The organism is Butyricimonas sp. BSD2780061689_150309_C8, assembly GCF_015560935.1.
GTDB classification, from domain to species: Bacteria; Bacteroidota; Bacteroidia; order Bacteroidales; family Marinifilaceae; genus Butyricimonas; species Butyricimonas paravirosa.
Genome location: NZ_JADMSV010000027.1, coordinates 14,304 through 37,691, shown reverse-complemented (window position 1 = coordinate 37,691; position 23,388 = coordinate 14,304). Strand labels below are relative to the sequence as shown.

General features: G+C 41.5%; 16 protein-coding genes. 10 read left to right on the top strand and 6 right to left on the bottom strand.

The features are described from left to right. Nucleotides 1-20 precede the first annotated feature (20 nt). From I2I33_RS16850 to I2I33_RS16840, 3 genes are read right to left on the bottom strand one after another with little or no spacing between them, the layout of a single operon-like run. Nucleotides 21-1,292 (bottom strand): M16 family metallopeptidase, encoded by a 1,272-nt coding sequence (locus I2I33_RS16850; RefSeq protein ID WP_087421077.1) that lies wholly within the window; start codon nucleotides 1,290-1,292, stop codon nucleotides 21-23. 11 nt (nucleotides 1,293-1,303) lie between these two features. Beyond that, nucleotides 1,304-2,545 (bottom strand): M16 family metallopeptidase, encoded by a 1,242-nt coding sequence (locus I2I33_RS16845; protein WP_087421078.1) that lies wholly within the window; start codon nucleotides 2,543-2,545, stop codon nucleotides 1,304-1,306. A 16-nt stretch (nucleotides 2,546-2,561) separates the two neighbouring features. Continuing rightward, complete coding sequence (locus tag I2I33_RS16840) at nucleotides 2,562-3,509, bottom strand: NAD(P)H-dependent flavin oxidoreductase (protein ID WP_087421079.1); 948 nt, start codon at nucleotides 3,507-3,509, stop codon at nucleotides 2,562-2,564. 438 nt (nucleotides 3,510-3,947) lie between these two features. Here I2I33_RS16840 and I2I33_RS16835 point away from each other — a divergent pair, with 438 nt between their 5' ends. After that, nucleotides 3,948-5,600 (top strand): MFS transporter, encoded by a 1,653-nt coding sequence (locus I2I33_RS16835; protein WP_087421080.1) that lies wholly within the window; start codon nucleotides 3,948-3,950, stop codon nucleotides 5,598-5,600. Between the two features lie 81 nt (nucleotides 5,601-5,681). Here the strand turns inward: I2I33_RS16835 and I2I33_RS16830 are convergent, their stop codons facing one another. Genes I2I33_RS16830 through I2I33_RS16820 form a run of 3 tightly spaced genes read right to left on the bottom strand, consistent with a single transcriptional unit; the run spans nucleotide 5,682 to nucleotide 8,100 of the window. Next, a complete protein-coding gene (locus I2I33_RS16830) occupies nucleotides 5,682-6,629 on the bottom strand; it encodes a glycosyltransferase family 2 protein (RefSeq protein WP_087421081.1) in 948 nt (315 codons plus the stop codon). A gap of 2 nt (nucleotides 6,630-6,631) precedes the next feature. Further along, nucleotides 6,632-7,168 carry a DUF4199 domain-containing protein gene (locus I2I33_RS16825; RefSeq protein WP_087421082.1) on the bottom strand — a complete coding sequence of 179 codons (537 nt, stop codon included), beginning with the start codon at nucleotides 7,166-7,168 and terminating at the stop codon, nucleotides 6,632-6,634. Between the two features lie 14 nt (nucleotides 7,169-7,182). Then, on the bottom strand, nucleotides 7,183-8,100 hold the full coding sequence (locus tag I2I33_RS16820; protein WP_087421083.1) for a glucosaminidase domain-containing protein: 918 nt from the start codon (nucleotides 8,098-8,100) through the stop codon (nucleotides 7,183-7,185). 50 nt (nucleotides 8,101-8,150) lie between these two features. Between I2I33_RS16820 and cdd the strand changes: the two genes are divergently transcribed. The 9 genes from cdd (at nucleotide 8,151) to I2I33_RS16775 (ending at nucleotide 23,388) form a co-directional block, all read left to right on the top strand. Beyond that, a complete protein-coding gene (cdd, locus tag I2I33_RS16815) occupies nucleotides 8,151-8,615 on the top strand; it encodes a cytidine deaminase (RefSeq protein ID WP_229128355.1) in 465 nt (154 codons plus the stop codon). A 708-nt stretch (nucleotides 8,616-9,323) separates the two neighbouring features. Then, entirely contained in the window at nucleotides 9,324-9,884 is a 561-nt protein-coding gene (locus I2I33_RS16810; RefSeq protein ID WP_162613770.1) for an RNA polymerase sigma factor, read from the top strand. Between the two features lie 47 nt (nucleotides 9,885-9,931). Further along, entirely contained in the window at nucleotides 9,932-11,080 is a 1,149-nt protein-coding gene (locus tag I2I33_RS16805; RefSeq protein WP_162613771.1) for a FecR family protein, read from the top strand. Nucleotides 11,081-11,185: 105 nt separating this feature from the next. After that, a complete protein-coding gene (locus I2I33_RS16800; RefSeq protein WP_087421087.1) occupies nucleotides 11,186-14,569 on the top strand; it encodes a SusC/RagA family TonB-linked outer membrane protein in 3,384 nt (1,127 codons plus the stop codon). Between the two features lie 10 nt (nucleotides 14,570-14,579). Next, nucleotides 14,580-16,037, top strand: a complete 1,458-nt coding sequence (locus tag I2I33_RS16795; RefSeq protein ID WP_162613772.1) for a RagB/SusD family nutrient uptake outer membrane protein — start codon at nucleotides 14,580-14,582, stop codon at nucleotides 16,035-16,037. 31 nt (nucleotides 16,038-16,068) lie between these two features. Further along, a complete protein-coding gene (locus I2I33_RS16790) occupies nucleotides 16,069-16,776 on the top strand; it encodes a DUF4843 domain-containing protein (protein WP_162613773.1) in 708 nt (235 codons plus the stop codon). 11 nt (nucleotides 16,777-16,787) lie between these two features. After that, a complete protein-coding gene (locus tag I2I33_RS16785; protein ID WP_162613774.1) occupies nucleotides 16,788-18,311 on the top strand; it encodes a PKD-like family lipoprotein in 1,524 nt (507 codons plus the stop codon). A 1-nt stretch (nucleotide 18,312) separates the two neighbouring features. Then, nucleotides 18,313-20,289: an MGH1-like glycoside hydrolase domain-containing protein gene (locus I2I33_RS16780; RefSeq protein ID WP_087421091.1), complete on the top strand. Its 1,977-nt coding sequence runs from the start codon at nucleotides 18,313-18,315 to the stop codon at nucleotides 20,287-20,289. A gap of 6 nt (nucleotides 20,290-20,295) precedes the next feature. Next, complete coding sequence (locus I2I33_RS16775; protein ID WP_195666856.1) at nucleotides 20,296-23,388, top strand: glycoside hydrolase family 2 TIM barrel-domain containing protein; 3,093 nt, start codon at nucleotides 20,296-20,298, stop codon at nucleotides 23,386-23,388.

Below are 23,388 nucleotides of genomic sequence, written 5' to 3'. Positions count from 1 at the left end.
ATAACCCCTTTCTTTATTTTTCAATTCTTTCCCGCTGTCACGATATACATATCATCCACGTTCAAATATTTTTGAGCCAGACGCATAATGTCTTCGGGGGTGCAAGAACGGATCTTGTCGATAGCCCAGAGATAGAACGTGTTATCTTGTCCGTAATTGAGTTTGTGTTTCAAGGCATCGGACTGGGAGAAAACACCGTCTAGTTCTCGTAACAACTCCCCGTTAAAATAACTCTTTACGAGACTTAATTCTTCTTCGGGAACGAGTTCTTCTTGCAGGCGGCGAATCTCTTTTATACATTCAGCTATTGTTGCCTCCATTGCGTCGGCATTGACATCCGTTGCGATCATCCAGTGAGCGGCTTGCGGCATGGTAACGTTGTATGAGCCGATGCCATAGGTGTACCCTTTTTCTTCCCGGATGTTCGACATCAGGCGGGAGCCGAAATAGCCACCGAGTACCATGTTCAAAAGCTGGAAATACGTGTAGTCTTCGTCCAGTAACATGACTCCGCTTTTCCCGATACGGATACTGGTTTGTACGACATCGGGTTTGGATATATGGTATTTACCGGGGCCGCTCGGTTGTATTGAGTAGGTCTTGTCTGGTGGCAGGGGGGTACTGCTCATGGGCGAAAAGGCTTGGCTTACTTCTTGTAAAACCGTATCGCTGACATTCCCGCAAAGCATGATTCTGCATTGTGATGCCTGCACTCTTTCCCGGTAGAAATCGTGTAATAATTCCGGAGTCACTTGGTCGAAATTTTCCAGTGTGAAGTAATTTGCATAAGGGTGTTCCTTCCCGTACATACGGTATATGAATTCCATCCGAGCAAGGTAAGATGTCTTTTCTATATTTACCAGATGTTGCTGTTTTCGGTTACGGATATACGTTTCCAGTTCTTTTTGCGGGAATGTACTTTCAAGTGTCATTTCTGCCAGCATACGAATGGTTTGTGGGGCGTATTTATTAAGCGAAATTAGGCTTAATTCAGCTTTGTGCATACCGCAATTGAAATCCACGTATGCTCCATGATAATCAAACAACTCTGCAATTTCGGCAGAGGTATGTTGACGGGTTCCCTCGTTGAGCATGTTAATCATGCTTGATGCGATAACCGGACGGGATTGGTTGTAAATCCCGGCTGAGAGTACCACGTCCATCTTGAAAACCTCTTGATTGGGATCGTGAAGGTACACGATTTCGATTCCATTGGGAAGCGTGATTTGTTGATGCCCCCACAGCGATGGACGGGAGATTTCAGTGATGGACGGTTCTATATTTCTATTCATAAAAGTAACAATTATTTGTCTTTAAGATACCACAAGGTAGAGCAATTCTGTGCGGAGAATAATTCTCGGGCGGTCTGTTTTATCGAATCAAGAGATACTTCTGCGTAGCGGGTACACTCCGAATTAATCAGGTTAATATCTCCCAGATAGTCAAAAAATGCCAAGTTGGCTGATTTCCCTTGATAATTGATCTCGCTGTAAGAGATTCGGGCTTCAGTTTTGTTGATTACCTTTTGGAGTTCTCGTTCTGAAATCGGGTCTTCGATAAAACGATCAATCTCGTTTTGAATGGCGGCTTCCGCTTCTTCTATCGCTACTCCTTCCGAGAGTTTTCCGGAGAAAATGAATAATCCCGGATCCATGTCCCCGGTGATATAAGCGTCAACTTCCGAGAATAATTTCCCGTTTTTAATGAGGTTGATGTACAAGCGGGAGGATTGACCGTTGGATAATATGTCCGAGATCGTGTCGCACGTGTAGAAATTATCCGATCGGCGGTCGCCCATGTGGTATACTTTATAGATTGCATCTGCCGGAACTTTGTTATGCTCGCATACGAGGCGACGCTCTTCGGTTTGTTGCGGTTCCATGGGTAATGCTTTTCTCTTATAACGGGCGGGAGGAATGTCCCCGAACCATTTTTTCACGAGTTCAAGGGCTTTCTCGTCGGTAATATTACCGCTGATACTTAGTATGGCATTATCCGGGGCATAGAAACGATGAAAGAAGTCTTCCACCTCTTCCAGAGATGCCCCTGCGATATGGTCAATGTTTTTCCCGATAGTAGGCCACTGGTACGGATGTACCTTATAGGCTAAAGGACGTAATTTCAACCAAATGTCCCCGTAAGGATTATTGAAGTAGCGCTGTTTGAATTCTTCAATGACCACGTTACGTTGAACATCAAGTGATTTTTGGGAGAAATCGAGTGCCAGCATCCGGTCTGATTCCAGCCACAAGGCCGTTTCGATATTGGGGGCCGGGATCGTGATGTAATAATTTGTGTAGTCGTTATTCGTGAATGCATTACTATCCCCGCCCGCTTTCTGAACGTGATAATCGTAATCAGCGATGTGTTTGGAGCCCCCGAACATTAAATGTTCAAAAAGATGGGCAAAGCCCGTGCGATTGGAATCTTCGTCCCGGGCACCTACTTTATAAAGGATGTTCACGGATACAAATGGAGTACTGGTATCCGTGTTACAGATCATTGTTAAGCCATTGTCTAGTGTGTGGCGTGTAAATTTTATCATAAATGTAAATTCATTTTCATAGTTTCAGATCGCCCAATTTGCTTGTTGTTTTGTTGAAATCAGCGATAATATCTTCCATAATTTCAGCCACGCTTTCTTCTTTGTGCAACATGGATGCGATTTGTCCGATTTCTAACTCACCTTCCGTCATGTCACCTTCGAAGATTCCTTTCTTAGCCCGTCCTTTACCTAAAAGTTCAGTTAATTGGGCGGCCTCTGCTCCGGCGTCTTCCAGTGCTTTTACCTGATTGAAGAAGTCGTTTTTAATCAGACGGGTGGGGGCGAGTTTTTTCAATGCCAGCATGGTGCCACCTTCTTCCGTGTCAAATACCCGTTGTTTGAATGTCGGATGGGCGGAAGATTCTGCGGCAACGGCAAAACGGGTTCCGATTTGTACCCCTTCCGCTCCGAGAGTCATGGCGGCTGCCACGGATTTTCCAGAGGATATTCCCCCTGCGGCAATAACGGGTAGGGAGCAGGATTCCACAACATTGGGAATCAAGGTGAGCGTGGTCGTTTCTTCCCGTCCGTTATGTCCCCCGGCTTCAAAACCTTCAGCGACAACTGCATCTACTCCTGCCTCTTCACATTTCTTTGCGAACAGGGCACTACTGATCACGTGTACCACGGTGATACCATGCGACTTTAACAGGGGAGTCCATTTTTTCGGGCTTCCGGCAGAGGTGAAAACAATTTTAACGCCTTCTTGAATAATTATATCCATAAGCCGGTCAATTTCCGGATAAAGTAACGGGACATTGATCCCCCACGGTTTATCCGTGGCCTCTTTCATTTTCCGGATATGTTCCACCAGCATTTCCGGGTGCATGGAACCGGCGCCCAGTAATCCTAATCCCCCGTTATTGCTTACTGCGGAAGCTAGCCGCCATCCGCTACACCATACCATACCCCCTTGAATAATCGGGTATTTTATATTGAAAAGTTTTGTTATTCTATTTTTCATGATGTATAAATAAAATCGTTTGTAATCATCTCTTGTAAAAAATTAGCTATAAGGATGTCCTCTAGCTATAAAATCACTCTTCAGGAAAGACGTGACATTAAACAAAGATAGAGAAAAATGCTGCTGTTGAAAAGTATTTTTCTTTAAAATTGTTCACTGCGGATAGCAAAAGGCTTTCATTAGGCCCTAAAGTTTCCGGACACTCGTTTTTTGAACGATAGATTATTTCTTGATATTCAGTAATTCCGGGCTGAAATCCGGCAATTTCCTTTTATTTTGGATTTCCCGTATTTTTAAAGAATAACAATGATTCTCTATTAAAAATAAATACTATTTTTGTTGCAAAATAAATTATTTACTTAGATGTGAAGAGGTAAAGGTGCGTGGTTATAGGAAAACATTGTTTATTTTCTTCATTTCTATAAAAAATAAATTCAAATGACAGAAAAGCTTACTCTAAGAGACAATGCAGCCGTTCGGTGGGCCGCTTTATTGTTGCTGGCATTAGCCATGTTTTGTTCATATATATTTATGGACATTTTATCACCGATTAAAGATTTGATGCAGTCAGAACGTGGTTGGGATTCATTGGCATTTGGAACAATGCAAGGTTCTGAAACATTCTTGAATGTATTTGTATTCTTTTTAATTTTTGCCGGTATCATTCTGGATAAAATGGGTGTTCGTTTCACTGCTCTTTTATCAGGTGGGGTAATGTTAATCGGTGCGGTTATTAAATGGTATGCTGTTGCAGAAGGTTTCAAGGGAAGCGGGTTGGAAGCATGGTTTACGAACAATTTGAATTACATCCCGGGTTTTGATGAGTTGGGAATCTCCCCGTTCTACCAGGGAATGCCGGCATCTGCTAAACTGGCTGCAGTTGGTTTCATGATCTTCGGCTGTGGTGTGGAAATGGCTGGTATCACGGTTTCTCGCGGTATTGTAAAATGGTTTAAGGGACGTGAAATCGCTTTGGCAATGGGGTCCGAAATGGCATTAGCACGTTTGGGGGTTGCTACTTGTATGATTTTCTCTCCGTTCTTCGCCAAACTTGGTGGACAGGTTGACGTTTCTCGTTCAGTCGCTTTTGGCGTGGTGTTATTGATGATCGCGTTGATCATGTTCATTGTTTATTTCTTCATGGATAAGAAATTGGATGCACAGACCGGAGAGGCTGAAGAAAAAGATGAGCCCTTTAAAATTAAAGATATTGGGAAAATCCTGTCAAGTGGAGGTTTCTGGTTGGTTGCATTACTTTGTGTATTGTATTACTCGGCTATTTTCCCGTTCCAGAAATATGCAGTTAACATGCTACAATGTAATTTGACATTTACTCCTCCTGCCGAAGGTTCTTTCTGGGCTGGGAATACTGTGACAATTATTCAATATTGTATCATGCTGGTTGTTGCAGCTACTGCATTTGCATTTAATTTTACAAGCAAGAAGGCATTGAAAACTTTGTTGTTAGCTATCTCTGTAATAGGTTTGATTATATTCTGCTACATGGGTTATATGCGTCAGTCGGCAGAGACTATTTTTGCCGTATTCCCGTTGTTGGCAGTGGGTATCACGCCGATACTTGGTAAAGTGGTTGACAATAAAGGTAAGGCTGCTACCATGTTGATGTTCGGTTCAATCTTGTTGATCGTGTGTCACTTGACCTTTGCATTTATCTTACCTCTGTTTAAAGGTAGTGCAATCGGAGGTGTTTTGATTGCATACGTGACCATTTTAATTCTGGGAGCATCGTTCTCGCTGGTTCCGGCTTCATTATGGCCGAGTGTTCCGAAGTTGGTTGATCAGAGAGTGATCGGTTCTGCTTATGCATTGATATTCTGGATTCAAAATATCGGTTTGTGGCTTTTCCCGTTATTGATCGGTAAAGTGTTGGATAACACAAATCCTCAAGTTGTAAATGACTTGAAGAATCACGTGATCACCCCGGAACAAGCTGCTGTTTCCTATAATTATACGTGGCCTCTTGTCATGTTGGCTTGCTTGGGTGTTGCCGCTTTGATTATCGGTATAATCCTGAAACGTGTTGATAAGGTGAAAGGTCTCGGTTTGGAATTACCGAACGTTCAACAGTAAGAAGAAAATTGATTGTATTCATATTGAAAATGTCCACTTCAAACGAGGTGGACATTTTTAATTTAGAATATATCTTGTGGTTTATATTTTTTTCTCGATCCTGTACACGTTCCGATCGCTGGCACTTCGGGAAACTAATTCTGCCAAGAAACCGGCCAAGAAAAGTTGAGAACCGATGATCATGCAGGTCAGAGCGATATAGAAGTAAGGATTGTTTGTTACCAGAGGGGCTCTTAGGTTATGGGCCACGGCGATCAGTTTTTCAATACCGATCCAAGCGGCGGCACAAAATCCGATAATAAATAACAGCGTTCCCAGTGCACCGAATAAGTGCATGGGTTTTTTAGCGAACCGGGTAATAAAAGTTACGGAAAGTAGGTCGAGAAAACCGTTAATAAACCGGTTAAGTCCGAATTTCGTTACCCCGTATTTTCGGGCTTGATGATGAACCACCTTTTCCCCGATCCGGGTGAATCCGGCCTGTTTGGCCAAAATCGGGATGTAGCGGTGCATCTCCCCGTACACTTCGATATTCTTCACTACCGTGTTTTTATAAGCCTTTAATCCGCAATTAAAGTCATGTAACTTTATGCCGGAGAACTTCCGGGCAGTAGCGTTGAAAAGCTTTGTCGGGAGTGTTTTGGTTATCGGGTCATATCTTTTCTTTTTCCAGCCGGAAATCAAGTCATAATCTTCTTCCGTGATCATGCGGTAGAGTTCCGGAATCTCGTCCGGGCTATCTTGTAAATCTGCATCCATGGTGATTACCACGTCTCCTTGTGCATCCTCGAAACCACAATGTAACGCAGCCGATTTCCCATAATTACGGCGGAATTTAATGCCACGTACATGATCGTCTTTAGCAGACAGTTGTTCGATCACTTTCCATGACTTGTCGTTACTCCCGTCATCTACCATAATAATTTCGTAGGTAAAATTGTTCGCAACCATGACTCTCTCGATCCATGCGGAAAGTTCTGGCAAGGATTCTTCTTCATTATATAACGGTACGACTACTGAAATATCCATGTTTAAAATTCTTGCGGGTTAAACGGTAATTTACTTCTTCTGACCAACCCGGCTATAAATAGCGAGAAGGCTGCTCCCACGATGATTCTATTGAATAGTTCCCCGAAAGCGATACTGGCGGGAACAAAATATACATCAACATTTTCTTCGAGCATTTTGAAGAGCGGGGAGTTCTGACCGGTAATTTTCAGTGTGTTTATTGTCACATTTTTGAATTCGGTCAGTAAGTCCGCGTTGAACGTGTATAAAAAGAACACGTACACGGCATAGCATAACGAGGCGATGCAAAGGATAAAAATGCCTGTTTTCAGTGCTTTCCCGTAAGAAATGACGCCTGCCAACTGTTCATCCCTGTATTTCCGGACACCGATGAATATCCCGAAAATGGTTAGCATCATGATGATGTTGTGGAATTGTGCGTTTACCACGATTCCTTTTCCTGCCAGGATAAATAACAAAGATGCGAAAATGAAGGTGCCCCCGATCAGGCACCCGAATATTGAATTCTGTTTTAAGAATAGCTCGTTATTTTTTTCCATTTAATTTTTCTCCTTTAGTATAATTGGGCGGGCCCTCTTAACGAGATCATTTCACCGACCTGAGGTTGCTCGCCGTTCTCCATGTAATTATATTGCAACAATTTGGCGAGCTTGATTCCATATATCTGGGAGATCATGTACATGGTGTCTCCGGCTTTCGTTTTATGAAACGTGTAACCTTTTGGGGCTTTGTTCTTTTTCTTTGCCAAGAACACGTGCATTCCTGTACGGATCGAAAGTTCGTTTTTATCGTTGTATTTTAGTAATTTCTTCAACGGAATGTTGAAATACTGGGCGATATTTTCAAACGTGTCCCCTTCTTTCACTTTCACGGAAGGAATTCGATTGATATATACCACCCTGCTCTGGTAGTTTTTGCTTTCGCTGAGTTTGTAGTTTAATTCATTGGGTATCGGACGGACTTTTTTTGCCGGGCGATCGAATTGATATAACTCTTCTTCCTCGATAATTTTAATGAGTTTTTGTGCGTAATCGGAGGCGGTTGCATATCCTGCTTTTTTCAAGCCTTTGGCCCAGCCTTTATAATCTGTTTTTGGCAGGTCGAATAGGAAGGCGTAGCGGGGGCGGGTGAGTAAGAATTCACTGTGATCTACCCATGATTCTTCCGGATTCCTGTATTTTCGGAAACATTCGTTTCGTTTATCATCGTCCATGGTAAAACTGGCCCCGTTCCAGTTATGGCATTTGATACCGAAATGGTTGTTGGCGTTGACCGCCAGTTTGGATGTTCCGCATCCGGATTCCAACATCCCTTGTGCCAGCTTGATACTGGCGGGGATTCCCGTACGATCCATCTCTTCGATGGCAATACTTTTATATTTTTTGATGAACGCTTTGCGACTGTCCGTAGAAGCTCCACATATGTTAACACATATAAAACTCAAAAATAAAATAACGTAAATCTTGCTCATAGTTTCCGATAATGTTTTATATTGGCGGTAAAATTACGAAAAAAAATAGAATGGAGAAAGCGGAATTGAAGATTGATTACACGGTGTACCGGGAATCTTACCCGGAAGGGTACGAGGACTTGTGTCGTGCAGCCTTGGATGTCACGAAAAATGCGTATTGCGTGTATTCCGGTTTTGCCGTGGGGGCCGCCGTGCTGATGAATAACGGAGAGGTCGTTTGTGGTACCAATCAGGAGAATGTTGCTTATCCTTCCGGGTTGTGTGCCGAGCGGACCGCATTATTTTATGCTTGTTCTACGTATCCGGAGGCGGGGATCAAGGCAATTGCCATTGCAGCCCGGGATCATGGCGTGGAAGTGGAGGACAATGTTACCCCGTGCGGGGCTTGTCGTCAGGTGATGGCCGAGATTGTTCAACGCTATAAAGCGGATTTTGACGTTATCATGATAGGTAAAAAAAGAACCATCTTGATCAAGGCCAGCCAGTTATTACCTTTTTCGTTTGTTATGCCTTAAAATGCTTTCCCGAAGAGAATGAAATATTGGTTTGATTAAACCAGAATTAGGTGTAATACAGTTGTAATCTAATAGAGAACAGTACCCTTTTTCGTTGATCATTCAGAGATCAACCGTTGATGCGCCTGTCGCTGTTATCTGAGTTCTGTTTAAGCTCTGGGGAGTCTTCGAAAGAGGGGTAGCTTTTCGGTTAAATCTCTTCTTGTTCTCGGATAGATTTGTTGAACTTTACTGGTTATTATCTGTTGTTCAATACATTGCTTTACATTTATTCGTTTTGTATTCGTTATATCATTGTTGAAGTGAAAACAATAACATAACGAAACAATGAAGGGACGGGTGTAAGCGTAAGGGTGGTGGAAAAAAGGAAGAAATATAGTCTATTTTTTATAAGTTTTGAATAATACTTTTTTGAAGTTGATGTGACTTATTCAAAGAAAGATGTAGAACGGACGAAATTGTTTACGGAAGGCATGGAATAATAAAATATTATTACTTTTGTGATTATTAAACGATCGTTTAATAATTTAAGATTTTGATATTAGCTATTATTTCCTTTATCTCTTGTTATCACGCAATTACGCTTTTTCTAATCCATTCATATCACCACATCATTAAACGATCGTCTTTTGATATAGTATGTGGGGATTTAAAAAAGATGTGATTCTTTCGTAGGAAAGATTTTTTGGAATATATAATATGCCCATTATGATGGTGGAAGATAAGGATGTAGAAGGATTACGGCGGGGGGATAGAGTTTGTTTTGAGAATATATTTAATCGGTATTCTCCGGATTTGTATGTGGTTGCTTATCGTATCACGGGAAATAAGGCGGTAGCGGAAGATGTTGTCCAGGATTTTTTCGTGAAGTTGTGGATGAACCGGGAAAAAGTGCTGATATATAAATCCTTCCGTTATTATTGTTTTTCTGCAATACATTATGCCTCCTTAAATGCGACACGGACAAAATATAGGGATACGGAATTATCTGAAGAATTAGAGGATCCGTCTTGTGTGGAGTATGAAATGGAACGAGCGGAGTTGTGCGAAAAAATTCATCTGGCAATTGATTCTTTGCCGGAAAAATGTAAAGCTATTTTTGTGGATGCCTGTATCGAGGAATGTAGCTATGTTGAGGTGGCTCAAAAGTATGATCTATCGGTAAATACAGTAAAAGTGCAAGTAAGTAAAGCGTACCGGATTTTACGGGAAAAATTGACGAAAGAGCAATTTTTTATTTTTTTGTTGATTTTTTTGAAATCCGAGTAATACTTTTTTCAAGTTGATGTGACTTGTTAATGAAAGGTTATTTGAATATGGAAGAGTACAGATCAAATATGAATATTCTAAAAGAGGTTTTACGAGGGAAACGTCCTCATGATGACGTGGAGTTCGTGGCTTGGCTGAAAGAATCCGAGGAGCATCAGAAATGTTACGAGGAAGCACTGCAACAGGCTGCAAGCGATTTGAGGATAAAAAAATCGTTTAATCGACAACTTATATGGAACCGGGTGTTGGATGAGACTCGGAAAAAAGAACGAGTACGAGTTTTGCGACGTTCTTTCATGCGTTATGCCGCTGTGTTATTACCGTTCGTGGCTTTGTTTGCTTGGTGGCTACTGAAGACGGGAGATGTGGAGTCAAGCGTGGAGGTTACTGCTAATGAGGGTGGTATTATGTTGTTTCTTTCTAACGGGGAGCGGGTGAACATTAGTCAGTTCGATTCGACTGGAGTTCTGGAAAAGAACGGGATGAAAATTAGGATGACGGAGAAAAGGGATCAAATCGTGTACGAGAATCATGATGACATTTCCAAGGAATTAATTTATAATACATTGAGTGTTCCCGCCCGTGCAGAATATTGTCTGACCCTAGAAGATGGTACAAAGGTGTGGTTGGCGGCAACCTCCCGGTTAAAGTATCCGGTTAATTTTGTGGGAACTTCTCGGGAAGTGTATTTGGAAGGTGAAGCGTTTTTTGACGTGGCGAGGGATACGTCAAAACCTTTTATAGTGAATTGTGCCACTTTTTCGGTGAAAGCCTTGGGGACATCTTTTGATGTAAGTTGCTATAATGATGATGAATTTGGTTTGGCGACTCTTGCCTCGGGAAAGATTGAAGTAGCCCTTGGGGATCAGAAAAAAATATTGAGTCCCGGGGAGCAAGCCTTGATTAAAGAACAATCCTTATCAGTGAAAGAGGTGAATATTTTGCCTTATACGTCTTGGATGGAAGATCGGCTTTACTTTTTTAATGAAAAACTGGAGTCGATTATGAAACGGATGGCTCGTTGGTATGGAATTGAGGTGTGTTATGCGGACCTGGGCATTCGGGAATTACACTTTACAGGGAATGTGCCCAAGTATACCGATATTGAAAAAGTATTTGATATACTGGAGTTCGCTACCCATTTGGATTTTTCTTTAGAAAAAGGTAAAGTACTCATTTCCCGATCGAAGAAATAAGGAATTTTTGAGTAAATAATGTGTGATATTGAACGTGAAAATGTTCAATAATGGGAATACTATATACTAATGTTTTTTAATCATATAAATTAAAACCAATAACTTATGATGAAAAAAGTTGTGATTCAATCGCGGAAATTCTTGTTTATTTTCGTGACTCTGTTGCTGGCTTACGGGACCATGCTAAGGGAAGAGGTTTCAGCCCAAACGCAACAAATGAGTGTTAAGTTTGAAAATATGTCTCTTTTGGATGCCTTGGGACATTTAAGCAAACAAACGGGTGGAAAGATATTATACAATCATGAGCGGATTGATAAATCCGTGAGGATTAATGTCGTATTGACGAACAAAGCTCTTCCTGATATCCTGAATAAATGTTTGCAAGGGACAAAGTACATGTACAAGGAAGTAGATGGGGTATATGTTATTTCCGAGAAAGAAGAGGTGGTTGTTCAAGAAAAGAAGGAGATTGTGGTGAAAGGAAATGTAAAGGATGAGAGGGGTGAGCCCATGCCGGGTGCCACGATTATATTGAAAGGTACGACGATCGGTATAACCTCTAATGAGACGGGAGATTTTACATTACTTCTGCCTGCTAAAGACTCGTTGATATTACTTGTTTCCTTTATCGGTTATGAAACACAGGAGATAAAAGTACAAGGCGACAAGAAACTGAATATACGGATGAAGATCGAAACAAGTGCTTTGGAAGATGTGGTCGTTACAGGATATGCCAATATTGATAAAAAGAGCTTTACCGGAAATGCTGTTAGCGTGAGCAAAGAGGAATTACTGAAAGTTTCCAAGTCAAATGTGATTCAAGCATTACAGGTTTTTGACCCTTCCTTTAGAATTAGGGAGAATAATAAATGGGGATCAGATCCGAATGCATTGCCAGAGGTGAATATCCGGGGTACTTCCAGTACGGGAGTGAAGGCGTTGGATGCCGATCCGCTGGATAAATCGAATTTGAAGAATAACTCAAATCTGCCGACGTTTATTATGGACGGTTTCGAAATTACAGCGGAAAAGTTGTATGATTTTGATCCCAATAGAATTCAGAATATTACAATATTGAAGGATGCTGCTGCAACTGCGATTTACGGTTCTCGTGCTGCCAATGGGGTGGTGGTCATTACAACCGTGGCTCCGAAAGCCGGACAGTTGTCTGTAACGTATAGTTTGACCGGAAAAGTTTCTACTCCTGATTTGAGTGATTATAATTTAATGAATGCCAGAGAATTGTTGGATACAGAAATTGCGGCAGGTTTTTATGAGGCAGAGACTTTTCCCGAATTGTATTCTAAGCGGGAGGAATTGTTAGCTAAGGAGGCGAATATAGCGCGGGGAGTGAATACTTATTGGTTGTCGCAACCTTTACGTACAGAATTCAACACGCAGCATAGTTTGTACATGGAAGGAGGGGCTCAAGGTTTACGATATGGGATTGATTTTAGTTATCGGAATGATAAAGGGGTGATGAAAGAATCTTTCCGAAAGAGAATAGGGGGAGGATTTTCTATTAATTATCAAGTTAAAGGTTTGTCGGTGCGAAATTATATCTCTTATAGCGTGATGAATTCAGAGGATTCTCCATACGGTTCTTTTTCTAGTTATGCATCAGCATTGCCTTATGATCGTTATAAAGATGAAAATGGGGTAATTGCCCAAAATTTGCCTCAATGGCATAATAGATCCGGGATGACGACTGAGGATTTGGGACGGGTAAATCCATTGTACGAGTCAACTTTGAATAATTTCAGTGGATCAAAGTATGAGGAGTTAATTGATAACTTTGGTGTGAATTGGATGTTTGCCGAGCATTTTCAGTTAAAGGGTGATTTTAGTGTGACCCGCCGTTTTTCTACGACAGAACGTTTCGTTGATCCAAAGTCTTTACAAAATAAGAATGAATCATTGTCTGTAAATAATATGTCTTCTGGCTCGTATAATTTAAGTAAGAGTGAAGAACTTAGTTGGAATACCAATATTTTGTTTGCATATAATCAAATGGTGAATAGGCATAATATAAATTTGACTGCCGGGTTGAATATTATGGCAAATAAGAGTGAGGGGACTTCTAGTCAATATAAAGGTTTCCCGTCCGGCTCGTTGAACTCTATTAATTATGCAGAGGAAATATATGAAAAGCCGACTGCTAATGAGCGTTTGAGTAGAATGGTTGGTTTTTTGGCTGGATTGAATTACACGTATAATAATATTTATTTGTTGGATGCTTCTTGTCGTTTTGACGGTTCTTCAGATTTTGGTAAAGATAAAAAGTTTGCTCCTTTCTGGTCGGCCGGACTCGGTATTAATATTCATAATTATGAATTCATGAAACAACAAGGTGTGTTGTCAACTTTAAAATTGCGGGCATCATACGGGGCCACGGGTAAAGTGAATTTTCCCCCGTATGTAGCGAAAACAACCTATGAAGTCTTAACAGATCAATGGTATCGTACGGGATTTGGTGCATTACTGAAAGCATTGGGTAATCCGGCTTTATCTTGGGAGAAAACGAAAACTTTTGATGCTGGATTCCAATTAGGTTTTATGCATGACCGTTTGTTTATCACGGGAAGTTGGTATCACAAGAAAACGACAGGTTTGATTACCACGGTAGCTATTCCGACATCTTCAGGATTCAATGATTACTATGATAATATGGGTAATGTTTTGAATAAAGGTATTGAGTTGGATGTGAAGTACGAGATTGTAAGACGTCAGGATTGGAATTTCTCTGTCTATGGAAATATGTCTCATAATAAAAACGAGATATTAGCGATTTCGGAGGCATTAAAACGGTATAATGACCGGGTAAATCAGTATTACCAACGAAGTTCGAATTTGAAATCGTCTTCGGAAATTTTAACAAAATACGAAGAAGGAGGTTCTAATACGGCCAAATATGGAATGAAATCTTTAGGAATTGATCCGGCAAATGGTAAAGAGATGTTTTTAAAGAAAGATGGGACGATTACTTATACTTGGTCTGGAGACGAGATGGTGATTATCGGTGATACGGAACCGGATGCTCAGGGAGCTTTCGGATTTAATGTGCGTTATAAGAATTTGTCATTGTTCGCTTCGTTTATGTATAAGTTTGGTGGCGATGCCTATAATTCTACTTTGGTGACGAAGGTTGAGAATGCTAAGATTTACGAGGAAAATGTGGATAAACGTGTTTTGAAACAAAGATGGCAGAAACCAGGAGATAACGCTAAATATAAGGATATTAGAAATCAAGATGGGTACACAAAACCGACATCTCGTTTTATGCAGAAGGATAACGAGCTTAGTTTGAATTCTATTACATTAGGTTATGATTTGGATTCTAAATTCTTACGAAAATATAAATTTGGTTTGGTTCGTTTTGAATTAGGTGCAAATGAATTGTTCCGAATCTCAACGATCAAGCAAGAGCGGGGAACGGAGTTTCCTTATGCCCATTCATATAATTTCTCTATTAAAATTAATTTTAATTAATGCGATGAGTATGAAAAACAAAATATTGTTACTATTGTTTTTACCGCTATTGTCTGGATGCAATGGCTGGTTGAATGTCACTCCGCAATCGGAAGTTGATGAAGAAGATCTTTTTGCAGACGGGGAAGGGTATCGTAATTCGTTGAACGGCGTTTATTCCCGGATTTCGGAATCGGATATGTATGCTCAACAATTGACTTGGGGGTTTATGGATGTGCTGGCTCAATATTATAATTTTGACAAGATGAATCAATATGGAGCTTATCCTAAAGCTTACAAAGGTGATTACGATAATAATGAGGTCAAAGGGATTTTAGAGAATATTTGGCAGGGGGCTTACAAGTCAATAGCAAATTGTAATAATTTGATTCAGAATATAGATAAGGAGGATGTTACAAAATTTTTGGGGCGTGAGGGAGAAAAGAATATGGTGAAGGGAGAAGCTTTGGCTTTACGGGCTTTTTTGCACTTTGATTTATTACGCTTGTTTGCTCCCGTGGCTGTTGAATTAAATGGGGATAAAACGGGATACGTGCCTGTTAATGATGATAACGAGTATCTTCCTTATTGTGAAACTCATCCTGCAGTGTTCCAGAAACGGGAGAATGTGCAAGATTATTTGGACAAAGTTATTCGGGATTTAAAAGATGCCAAAACTTTATTGGCCACGTTTGATACAGTTTCTTCTGTGAGAAAAGATCAATTAAGAACAACTAATCGTTTATTGGGAACTGCAGGAGCGGTAGAGGATTTATTCTATTGTTTCCGGGGGTTCCGGATGAATTACTATGCGGCAACCGCAATGTTGGCTCGTGTATATAATTATAAAGGCGAGCTACAATTAGCAGCAGAACAAGCTCAGGAAGTGATAGATAACGGGTCTTTTCCGGTTAAGGGAGATTATGCTAAGCCCAAGCAATATGAGGATGTTATATTTGCATTGAGTAATCGGAAATTGACAGAACTTTTTGAGGCTTACTATACCGGAACCAATAAGGTGTTATGCGTGTCGAACACGGCGCTAAATAAGATATTGGGATCCGATACTTATGATTATCGTGGGTATTATCATATGCAAAATTTGGATGGAGCGAATAAAGTGAGTAAAAAGTATCTTCCTGTAAGTTCTGATCAAGGAACGATCCCTAATGAAATCATTCCGATTATTCGTACAAGTGAGATGCAGTATATTGCGGGAGAGTATTATGCCTCTATTAAAGATTATGCGACGGCAGCTTCTCGTATTACGGTGGTAAAGCAGGCATCGGGTGCCTATACCCCGGTAACGGTACAAAGTCTTGAGGATTACCATAAAACATGGATAAATGATGCTTACCGTACGTTTATCGGTGAAGGACAGTTATTTTTCTTGTATAAGAAGTTGGGGACAGAATTTTATTCGGGAATGAAGGATGGGGCGTTTGTTTTCGAAATTCCGGATAGTGAAGATGTAACTTTAAATCAATAGAAAAATAATGGTCACCAAAAATATAAAGATTATGAAAGGACAGTTTCTCTTTTTATTCCTTCTTTTGGCCGTTTTCGGATGTAAGGAAGATGAGTTCGATACATATAGTAGTGTTAATTATTTGAGTTTTTATAATAATCCGGCTACGGATAGCATCGTGGAAACCTTCTTCTTTCATCAGGGGAAGGATGCGATTGAAGTTTCCGTGAAATTTAATTTGGGAGGCCAGTTATTGACCGAGGATTGCCCGATCAAGTTGTGTGTGGTGGATTCTTTGTCGGGATTGTTGAAAGATGGGAAGGTGGTATCTCCGCTTTCAGATGCGGATTTTGCATTTCCGGATGAGATGGTTTTTCATAAAGGTGTGAATGTCGATTCGGTGTTTGTAGTATTGAAGAAAACGGCTCAATTGGAGGATGCTTATTGTCGGGTTGTATTACAAATTGAACCGAGTGAATTTTTTGAAGTAGGTGAAACTGTTTATAGCCAAGCAAAGATATACTTTACTTCAGCGATTTCAATTCCAGGATGGTGGGACGAGACGGTTAATAAATATTATTTAGGTGGATTTACTCCTAAGAAATACGAGATTTTTTGTCGGGAAGTGGGTGTGACTGATCTGACGGGTGTTGAGGAAAAATATATACGGGAGTATGCCTTGAAGTTTAAGCGTTATTTGGAGGCTCATCCGGAATACGAGGATGATGGAACTAGAATAACAGTGACAGTAATCGGTTAATAATGAATGTTATGAAAAAGATATTGATATTGTGTCTTGTGATGGCTTGGAGCATAACAGGATGTTACGAAGATAAAGGTGATTATGATTATCGCAATTTGGCAGAGGGTACAATCGGAAATGTAAATGGATCATACCATGTGTCTGTTGGAGATACGTTGATTATTGAGCCGGAGATCGTATTCGATTTGGAAACGAAAGTTGGGTTAAAGTACGAATGGTCCGTGGAGCTTGATTCTGTGTTTTCCCGGGAGAAAAATATAGAATATATTATTCCCCTGGATGCTCCGGAGCAGATGAAATGGGTGTTGCAGGTAACTGATACATTGAGTGGATTAACTTTTATGACCCAGACGATGGTAAGGGTTAGTTCACTTTATTCCGATGGTTTTTTGATTTTATCAGAAAAAAATGGTGTGTCATCATTAAGTTTTTTAAAAAGAGTGAAAGGGGAGTGGGCTCGGTGTATCTATGATATTTATGAAGGTATTGAAGGCGTTTCTTTGGATGGGAAACCTGTACAGATTCATCTGCATGATTTAGGAAATCAGACAGACGAACATATTATGCTATTGCAGGATGATTTTTATAAATGTCTTGACTTGGATGGTGCGAATTTGGAAAAATCTTTGGAATTGTCGAAAGAATTTCAGGTGATCCCGGAGAACGTGAGACCTAAGCAAGTATTCTTTGATGATTGGTATAGTTTTTTGCTGGCCGAGGACGGACGGGTATTCGGGCGTAAGAATTTTAGTTCAGAAGCTTTCCATACGGGATATTTTTCGCAATATCCGATGGTGTATATGGAACCTAATGTTGTGGGTGAAGAGGTTGCTCATCAATTGAATGCAGATCGTTTCGTGTATGATATGAATACAGAAAATGGGTACGTGTTCGTGTATGAAAAAGAGAGAAAACGATTCTTGTATATCCGGGGGGCTTCCAGCTATGGAACTATTGGAGAGCCGAAATGTGCTGGTTATCCGAATGGATTTATTCCCATGGATAACTTGGGTAATAATGAGTTAATAGCAACAAGCGGGTATTGGTGGAATGACTATTATATTCCGGCTGGTGGGTTGTATAATATCATCAAGCGTGCGGATGGAACTTACGTGGGACAAATGTTGTTAACGGATGACCCTGAAGATATTGTGGCAGAGTCTCAACGGGAATTTAAGGGGGATATGATGAATGACAATATTTTATTGTTGATTCCGGATAATGGTAGAGGCCGGGGATTTGGTTGTCCGTATGCTTTCATTGCTTCCGGTAATGTTTTGTATTATTTTGGAAAAGATGCGGAGGGTGAGATTGTGCCGGAACGGTATTATAGTTTTCCGGCAGAAATTAAGGCGATGGAGGATGAATTCTATGCTAATGAATATTTGTGTGTTGGATTGGCTAATGGTGAAGTTTACCTCTTGAAGATTAATTCAGAGGGATTTGCGTCGGACGAGGCGGGACGTTTGGTCATGAAGATGGATCAAAATGTTGGTATGGTAAAACAGATTATTCATAAAGCAGCGGAATAGTATGAAATATATATGGCTTTTTGTAATCCTTCTGTGCGGGTGTGCAGGACAATCGTTTTTAAATGTACAAGCTGACTATCGTAATGTACTGAATATATCTAACTGGCCTCAAGGCATCAGAGAAGGAGTTTCTCTTTTCTCCGATTTTGGGGCATGGCATGGATTTGCCTTTATTCCGGATAGTGTCGGAATGGCAGGAGGTTTTTCCGGTCCCATGTCTATGGCATCCAATTATGCCGTGGGCTCTTATACTGCGGTTGCATCAGTGGTTGTTGACGGAGTATTACAGGAAGTTACGAATGCTATTGTTGAAAAAAGTTATTTTCCGGGTCGGATGATTCAGTCCTTTACCTGGGAGACTCTAACCTTGACACTGGAGATTGTTTTTGTAAACAATCGGACTTCTTTGTTGCGGACTCGGGTCCGCAACACGGGAGGTCCCAAAGAGGTTAAGATTATTTATGAGGGGAGCTTTTTTACTCAATATTTCCAAGGTCAGGTTATTGACGGGCGGACGGTGTATTTGGAGTTTCCCGCAACGAAATGTTGTTTTGAAATAGAAGCGGGTGAAGGTTGTCATGCGGTAGTTCGGGATGGAAAGTACCGTTTTGAAACAGAGGTGAGTAAATTCGGGCGAGGAGAGGAACGGGAGGATATGTTTGTTTATTCTGCCTATTTTAATGATGAACCGGAACACGTGAAACATCCGGTATTGGAGGGAAATCCCTTCGAGGAGAGTGAACCATTTTTTGAAATGGCTGCTCAACGATGGGAGCGTTATATTGAAAAGTTGTTTGAGAATAAGTCGGAATTATTTACTGATTTGAAATACAGAAGAGTAGCAGTCAAGTGTTTGATGACGTTGATGGCGAATTGGCGGAGTGCGGCACACGATTTACTGCATGATGGCGGCTATCCTTCCTATTGGGGGTTCAGTACGGGATTCTGGTCTTGGGATTCTTGGAAGATTGCTGCGGCGATCGGGCATTGGGAGCCGGAGTTAGCCAAAGATCATGTTCGGGCTTTGTTTGATTACCAAACGGAAGAAGGTATGATTCCGGATTTTGTCAGCCGAATAAAGTATATTAATAATTTGCGGGACACGAAACCCCCTCTGGCTTCATGGGCCGTGGAGGAAATTTATGATGCGGATGGGGATTTGGCTTTTGTCGAGGAGATGTTTGATCGGTTGTTGAGATATCATAATTGGTGGTATGCTTATCGGGATGTTGATCAGAACGGACTGTGTGAGTACGGGGCAACGGACGGGACTTTGCAGGCTGCGGCTTGGGAAAGCGGGATGGATAATGCCGTGCGTTTTGATAGTACGGAGATGTTAAAGGGTGAGTTACCGAAAGCTTGGTCAATGAGCCAGGAAAGTGTGGATTTGAATACTTACTTGTATGATGAAAAGATGACGCTTGCCCGCTTTGCCCGCTTGCTAAACCGGGACGAGCTTGCTAACCAGTTGGAAAAAGATGCGGGTATTCTGGCCGACAGGATTCGACAAATCATGTTCGATGATGAGAATGGATATTTCTTTGATGTTCGGTTAAAATCACACGCTCTTATTCCGGTTTACGGACCGGAGGGTTGGTTACCTCTTTGGGCCGGAGTAGCAAACCAAAAACAAGCGGATCAGGTGAGAAATATTATGATGGATGTGAATCGGTTCAATTCCTTTGTGCCTTTGGGAACCTTGGATCTAAGTCATCCCCGCCTGGAACCAGAACGAGGTTATTGGAGGGGACCGGTTTGGTTGGATCAGGCGTATTTCGGTATTCGGGGGTTGAGAAATTACGGGTATGATAAAGAGGCGAATGAATTGACATTAAAAATATTAAATAATTGCCAGGGGCTGTTGGGGGATCAGCCTGTTCATGAAAATTATAACCCCTTGACCGGAGAGACCTTGAATGCTCCGCATTTTGGTTGGTCTTCAGCACATTTGTTATTAATGATGTTTGAATATAAATAGTTAATTATGAGGTGTTTGTTGTTCGTTTTTATGCTGATGGCATTGTCAGCAGGGGCGCAGAATGACTGGGAAAATCTGGATGTTCTTCAGAGAAACCGTATGCGTAGCCATGCTTTCTATATCCCGTTTGATAATCGGGAACAGGCATTGGTATGGGATGTGGAAAATTCCTCTCGTTATCTTTCTTTGAACGGGGTATGGAAATTCAAGTGGGTGAGTAAGCCGGCAGACCGTCCAATGGATTTTTACAAGGTTGGGTACGATGTTCGTAAATGGGATAATATCGAGGTTCCTTCTAATTGGGAATTAAAAGGCTACGGAGTACCGATTTACGTGGAAACAGGATTCGGTTTTAAAGCCAAGTGGCCGAATGTGGACCCGGAGAACGATCCGGTTGGTTCTTACAAGAGGACATTCCGTGTACCCGATGATTGGATTGGGAACAAGATTGTGTTACATTTCGGGGCTGTGAGTTCTGCTTTTTACGTGTGGGTAAACGGTCAATTGGTTGGCTATTCTCAAGATTCGAAAACTCCGGCGGAATTTGATGTAACTTCTTATGTACGGAAAGGAAAGAATGAAATTGCCGTGCAGGTTTTCCGTTGGTGTGATGGTACTTACGTGGAGGATCAGGATTTCTGGCGTTTTTCCGGTATCCAGCGGGATGTATTTCTTTATGCCCGTCCCCGTTCAAATGTATATGATTTTCAGCTTGCAACGGATTTGGATGCTGATTACCGGGATGCTTTGTTGCGTCTGAATATGGAATTGGAAAACCGGGGAGAAAAGTATGATGTAGCCTTGACGTTGAATGACAGACAGGGTAATACGATATTTTCAGAAGTGATTACTTCCGGAAAGAAGGAGGGTATGGATACGGTTTGTATTGAAAAGAAGATTTTGAATCCGTTGAAATGGACGGCAGAGACGCCTAATCTATATGATTTGATCATCGAGACCCGTGTTGAGGAGCGGGGGCGTAAAGTGGTCCGGGAGGTATTAACCCAAGCGGTAGGTTTCCGTAAATCAGAGATTAAGGGAGGGCAATTGCTGGTAAACGGGCAACCTGTTTTGTTGAAAGGGGTGAATCGTCATGAACATGATCCTAAAAAGGGACATGTGGTGGATCGGGAATCGATGTTGACGGATATTCGCTTGATGAAAGAGATGAATGTAAATAGTGTGCGTACGGCTCACTATCCCAATGATCCTCTTTGGTATCGGTTGTGCGATGAATATGGTTTGTATGTCGTTGATGAGGCGAATGTTGAAAGTCATGGAATAGGTTATGATCCCCGGGAGTCTCTGGCGAACAGACCGGAATGGACGCATGTCTTTATTGATCGTACGGAACGGATGTTCCAAAGAGATAAAAATCATGCTTGTATTATAGCTTGGTCGCTGGGAAACGAATCTGGGTCCGGAATTAATTTCTTGGCAACCTATAAATGGTTGAAGGCGCATGATTTGTCACAGCGTCCGATTCATTCTGAGGATGCCGGAAAGAAAGAGTTTACGGATATTTATTGTCCGATGTATAAACAGATTGATGTTCTGATTAATCATGTGTTGTCTCGGCCAGATAAACCTTTGATTTTGTGTGAGTATGCTCACGCAATGGGAAATAGTGTCGGGGGACTGAAGGAGTATTGGGATGTGATTCGGAAATATCCTTATTTGCAAGGGGGACATATATGGGATTGGGTTGACCAAGGTATCGAACAAGTGGATAGTAATGGAGTGAAATATTGGGCCTATGGGGGAGATTTCGGAGGTCCGGAAATTCCTTCCGGCAATAACTTTTGTTTGAATGGCATAGTTCGGGCTGACCGCTCATGGAGCCCTGCGGCATGGGAGGTGAAAAAGGTATATCAAGATGTGGCATTTCGCTTGTTGGATTATAACCGGGGCATCGTGGAGATTTTTAATGAGTTGTTTTTTAAATCTTTGGAGCATACGGATCTGAAATGGGAATTGTTGAAGGATGGAATTGTCGTGAACTCCGGTACGGTACCTAATTTAAAGGTGATGCCACAGGAAACATGTTTATTGGAATTGCCATTCCCGAAACTTGAAGACCGTGGTGCAGAATATTGCGTGAACGTGTACGCTATTGCTAATGAAGATTATTCCTTGATCAAGAAAGGGCATGTGTTGGCCGCAGAACAGTTTGTATTACCGTGTTTGGATAAACTACCTGCTTTCGCAGAGAATGGAGAGGTTAAAGTGGTTGAGAACGGGAATCGGGTTTCTGTGCAAGGACGAGATGTCATGCTTGAGTTTGATCGAGAAACGGGTAAATTGATTTCGTATCAGATAAACAACAAAGAGATTCTAGTGAATGGTCTGAAAGCTAATTTCTGGCGGCCGGGAACGGATAATGATTTTGGTAGTGAGTATATTATCCCGGAATGTATCGGTTGGAAAGGGGCTGCTTCACAAGCGAAATTGGTGAATTTCGACGTGAAACAACAAGGAAAATTCGTGGAGATTCGAACTAATTTCGAATTGGAGAAAATGAATACGACATATCAGTTGTGTTATCGTTTGAATGGGGCGGGAGAGATGGAAGTCCGCTATCATGTGGATGCCCGGAATTGTACTTCGGAATTGATTCCCCGGGTAGGACTGACTTGGCAGCTTGTTCCTGATTTTACCCGTGTAGAGTGGTATGGCCGGGGACCGCAGGAAAATTACATAGACCGTTGTTCAGGGGCTTTTGTCGGACGGTATGAATGTCCGGTGGAAGATTGGTATGTACCTTATGCTCGTCCTCAAGAGAATGGTAATCGTACGGATATTCGCCGGATGAGGCTTGAGGGCGATGATTTGGGTTTGGAGGTGATCGGGGATGTTCCTTTCGGATCATCTGTTTACCGGTTCTCCAATAATGTACTGGATGAACCGGGTGCCGAAAAGACACAGCGTCATTTAAATGAAGTGAAAGAGGAAAATTTGATTACCTGGAATATTGATTGGCGGCAAATGGGTGTTGGTGGGGATACGACTTGGAGTTTGCGGGCAGTGACTCATCCGCAGTACTTGATTTTGCCGGGGATATATGATTTCACTTTCCGGGTATTACCTGTTAAAATGTAA

Coding starts and splice junctions, on each gene's coding strand:
- I2I33_RS16850 (WP_087421077.1), bottom strand. CDS start 1,292: ATGAATAGAAATATAGAACCGTCCATCACTGAAATCTCCCGTCCATCG.
- I2I33_RS16845 (WP_087421078.1), bottom strand. CDS start 2,545: ATGATAAAATTTACACGCCACACACTAGACAATGGCTTAACAATGATC.
- I2I33_RS16840 (WP_087421079.1), bottom strand. CDS start 3,509: ATGAAAAATAGAATAACAAAACTTTTCAATATAAAATACCCGATTATT.
- I2I33_RS16835 (WP_087421080.1), top strand. CDS start 3,948: ATGACAGAAAAGCTTACTCTAAGAGACAATGCAGCCGTTCGGTGGGCC.
- I2I33_RS16830 (WP_087421081.1), bottom strand. CDS start 6,629: ATGGATATTTCAGTAGTCGTACCGTTATATAATGAAGAAGAATCCTTG.
- I2I33_RS16825 (WP_087421082.1), bottom strand. CDS start 7,168: ATGGAAAAAAATAACGAGCTATTCTTAAAACAGAATTCAATATTCGGG.
- I2I33_RS16820 (WP_087421083.1), bottom strand. CDS start 8,100: ATGAGCAAGATTTACGTTATTTTATTTTTGAGTTTTATATGTGTTAAC.
- cdd (WP_229128355.1), top strand. CDS start 8,151: ATGGAGAAAGCGGAATTGAAGATTGATTACACGGTGTACCGGGAATCT.
- I2I33_RS16810 (WP_162613770.1), top strand. CDS start 9,324: ATGATGGTGGAAGATAAGGATGTAGAAGGATTACGGCGGGGGGATAGA.
- I2I33_RS16805 (WP_162613771.1), top strand. CDS start 9,932: ATGGAAGAGTACAGATCAAATATGAATATTCTAAAAGAGGTTTTACGA.
- I2I33_RS16800 (WP_087421087.1), top strand. CDS start 11,186: ATGATGAAAAAAGTTGTGATTCAATCGCGGAAATTCTTGTTTATTTTC.
- I2I33_RS16795 (WP_162613772.1), top strand. CDS start 14,580: ATGAAAAACAAAATATTGTTACTATTGTTTTTACCGCTATTGTCTGGA.
- I2I33_RS16790 (WP_162613773.1), top strand. CDS start 16,069: ATGAAAGGACAGTTTCTCTTTTTATTCCTTCTTTTGGCCGTTTTCGGA.
- I2I33_RS16785 (WP_162613774.1), top strand. CDS start 16,788: ATGAAAAAGATATTGATATTGTGTCTTGTGATGGCTTGGAGCATAACA.
- I2I33_RS16780 (WP_087421091.1), top strand. CDS start 18,313: ATGAAATATATATGGCTTTTTGTAATCCTTCTGTGCGGGTGTGCAGGA.
- I2I33_RS16775 (WP_195666856.1), top strand. CDS start 20,296: ATGAGGTGTTTGTTGTTCGTTTTTATGCTGATGGCATTGTCAGCAGGG.